A 3,636-nucleotide genomic window follows, 5' to 3' on the forward strand; every position below is an offset into this window, starting at 1 on the left:
AGACCAGAACAGAGTAAATCTGTTAAGGCAGGTGCGGAACCCCGCAAGGGAAAGAAGCAGAAACCTAAATCGTGAGGTTTGGGAATCACCGTCCGTTTACGGCGGTGAGGATGTCAAAAATTATCGTGCTTGTCATCAGGCCACGGACTCATATTGTAGAAGAGTGCTAATCTAACTATTAGCCCATCAGCACAAGTAGAGAAACCTCTGATATGCCCGACAACCTTTTCCAAATCAAATTTTGGGGAGTACGGGGAAGTATCCCCTGTCCTGGTTCGGAAACCGTTCGTTATGGTGGTAATACTTCCTGTGTGGAGATGCAAGTCGGTAGAGAAAGATTAATTTTTGACGGTGGTACGGGGTTACGCACCCTAGGACAGTCTTTGATGGCAGAAAGTCCAGCGAAAGCCCATTTATTTTTCACCCACTCCCATTGGGATCATATTCAAGGTTTTCCTTTTTTTACCCCTGCTTTTATCAGGGGCAATACTTTTAAAATCTACGCAGTTCCCTCCCCCAATGGGGCAACCATCAAGCAAACATTACACGATCAGATGTTACATCCTAATTTTCCCGTGCCTTTGCAGATTATGCGGGCCGATTTAGAATTTTATAATCTAGAAATGGGCGAAACCCTCCACTGTGGGGATGTCAGCGTCGAAACCCGTCCTTTAAATCATCCAGGAGAAGCGGTGGGTTATCGGGTAAATTGGCGGGGTTTATCGGCAGCTTATATTACCGATACGGAACATTTTCCTGATCGCCTTGATGATAACGTTTTGGCTTTAGTCCGGCAAGCGGATGTGATGATTATTGATGCTACCTACACCGATGAGGAATACAACGATCCTCAGTATTCTAAGGTGGGTTGGGGCCATTCCACTTGGCAGCAGGCAGTCAAAATCGCTCAAGCAGCCCAAGTTAAGCAGTTAGTTTTATTTCATCACGATCCTGCCCATAATGACGATTTTCTCGATCGCATTGGGGAACAGGTAAGAAAGATTTTCCCTGAAACTATTCTCGCCCGGGAAGGCCTCTCGATCGAATTGCGGCCGGGAGATGATCAGATAGATGAAGTGTAATCTAAGTCACTGTTCCCCACCATGAAGATAACTGCTGTAGATGCTCAACAGCTTATCTCCGTGAGCGCAGATAGGATAGAATGGTATAACTTCATCTGGGATTTTCTCTGATGCCATATTATAAAAATGTCCAATCAATCCTCACCTAACTCCACAGAAATACAAGCAATTTTTGATCAGATCGCTCCCGAATATGACCGCCTCAATCAAGAATTAAGTTTAGGATTACACCGCGTCTGGAAATTAATGACAGTCAAGTGGTGTCAACCCGAAAAAGGGGATTTTGCCCTCGATATCTGTTGTGGTAGCGGCGACCTGACTAACCTATTATCAAAACAAGTGGGTAAAACTGGCAAAGTGATCGGACTAGATTTTTCCCCACAACAATTAAAAATCGCCCGTCAACGTTTTAGCGCCACTAATATTAACTGGATGGAAGGGGATGCCCTCAATTTACCCTTTGCCGATTCTAGCTTTGATTGTGCCACTATCGGCTATGGATTACGCAATGTGGTCGATATTACCCAATGTCTGGGGGAATTATACCGAGTCCTGAAACCGGGTGCTAAAGCGGCGATTCTGGACTTCCATCAACCTACCCAAACCATCGCCAAATTATTCCAAAACTGGTATCTCGATCATATCGTCGTTCCCGCCGCCGAGCGCTACGGTTTAACTGACCAGTACGCTTATATTAGTCCGAGTATCGATCGCTTTCCCCAGGGCCCAGAACAGGTAAAATTAGGCTATCGGTCGGGATTTTCCAGTGCCGTTCACTATCCACTCCTAGCAGGACTGATGGGAGTGTTAGTCTTAAAGAAATAACTCACTCACATTTCCGTTTATTTTTTGCTGCTAAATTGAATCTCCCTACTCTTTGGACATGGATATTACCGCCGATCGCGGGGGCAATTATTGGCTATTTTACGAACGATGTAGCCATAAAAATGCTATTTCGTCCCTACAAAGCGATTTATATCGGTAAGCGTCCTCTTCCCTTCACTCCGGGGTTAATTCCTCGCAATCAAGATCGATTAGCTGTCCGGGTATCGGATACGATCATGGGTTCCCTGTTAACTCCCGAGGAATTACAAAAACTGGCTAAACGACTCCTCGACACCGAAAGGGTACAGGGGGCGATCCTCTGGCTGTTACAATTAGCTTTAAAACAAATAAAAGGCGATCGGCAAGCAAAAACAGCCGAGATTTTGGCGGCGATTCTTCACGATTTATTCGGGGAATCTTTAGCGAGATTACTAAAAGTTTTAGCCCGACGGCAGGACTTTTTAGAAAAACAGATCAATCAAATTTTTGATCGCCTAGTCTTAGAATTTTCTCTCAGTGAACAACAGGCGCGACAATTCTCCGATTGGCTATTAGAAACCGTCCTACCTGCTGATGTTATCCGTCTAGCTTTAATCGATTTTTTAACCGATCGCAATATTCAAGTTATCGATGAAGGATTTCGGGAAAAAACCAGTGGAACCTATTGGGTAGTAGCCAATTTATTCGGTTTACGCAATGCCCTGGCCCGCTTACGCACTTTTTGCCTTGATGAAAAGGATTTAGCTAATACCAGAATCAAAGAATTATTACTATCTTTAGAGATGCGTAATCGTCTGAAAAACTGGTTACAAAGTATCTCTTTACAAAATTTACCTATCTCCACCGTCAGACAATTGCGTAAAACCACCAGGGATACGGTGCGAATTTATATTCAAGAAAGTGGCGAACAATTTCTGCAAGATTTTGGACAAACGATCGACTGGGATCAAATCGCGAATTTAATTATTAATCGTCTGCAATCCTCGGTGTCAATGACTACATCATTAGGGGTAATTAGTCAAGAGTTAGCGTTAATTTTAGAGCGTTATTTAGAGGAAGATTTAGAAAAATTAGTCGCCCAAATTATCCCGATTCTCAACATCGATCAGGTGATCCGCGATCGGGTGAATGCCACTTCCCCAGCCGATCTGGAAAATGCTATTCAAGGAATTGTTAAACAGGAATTACAGGGAATTGTTAATCTTGGTGGTATTCTCGGTCTTCTAGTTGGACTAATACAAACAATTATTTTAATCGCACAGAATCCGGGGTAATAATTAGGGTCTGCTGAAAAAGTTTGTTGGTGGGGGCAGGGTGTGGGGTGTGGGGTGTGAATTTTCCCCCTGAAAAAGCCTTAATCTAACAAGGTTTTTAGATTTATTCAGCAAGCCCTAATTAGGGTTTGCTGAAAAAGTACGGGCGAAGCATTCGGGCAATAACCTATCGGTGAAACCGTAGATTTTTTATCCGAATGCTTCGCCCCTACAGGACGCGGGCCGATGAAGACGCAAGGTTTTGAAGCACGATTCTCTCAAAATCTTGCACCTGTTTCGCGAGAAAAGCCACAAAACCCTTACCTTGCCTACATTTCACCTTTATTCAGCAAGCCCTAATTAGGGTTTGCTGAAAAAGTCATTGAAAAGTACAGGTCTCTTAATCAATGATTTCACTTAGCTACAAGCATAAGCTTTAGTTGTTGATTAATTTTTAAGTCATAACTTATCCTAAT

At 43.5% G+C, this 3,636-nt stretch carries 3 protein-coding genes; all 3 read left to right on the forward strand.

All coding sequences use genetic code 11. From position 1 onward, the window contains the following. Positions 1 to 212 precede the first annotated feature (212 nt). Entirely contained in the window at positions 213 to 1,082 is an 870-nt protein-coding gene (locus tag EWV68_RS13090) for an MBL fold metallo-hydrolase (protein WP_287170033.1), read from the forward strand. A 126-nt stretch (positions 1,083 to 1,208) separates the two neighbouring features. After that, positions 1,209 to 1,907, forward strand: a complete 699-nt coding sequence (ubiE, locus tag EWV68_RS13095) for a bifunctional demethylmenaquinone methyltransferase/2-methoxy-6-polyprenyl-1,4-benzoquinol methylase UbiE (RefSeq protein ID WP_287170034.1) — start codon at positions 1,209 to 1,211, stop codon at positions 1,905 to 1,907. A gap of 35 nt (positions 1,908 to 1,942) precedes the next feature. Then, complete coding sequence (locus tag EWV68_RS13100) at positions 1,943 to 3,181, forward strand: DUF445 domain-containing protein (protein WP_190723171.1); 1,239 nt, start codon at positions 1,943 to 1,945, stop codon at positions 3,179 to 3,181. Positions 3,182 to 3,636: the final 455 nt, after the last annotated feature.

Origin of the sequence: Microcystis sp. M_QC_C_20170808_M9Col, assembly GCF_007095495.1 — a bacterium.
GTDB lineage: Bacteria > Cyanobacteriota > Cyanobacteriia > Cyanobacteriales > Microcystaceae > Microcystis > Microcystis aeruginosa.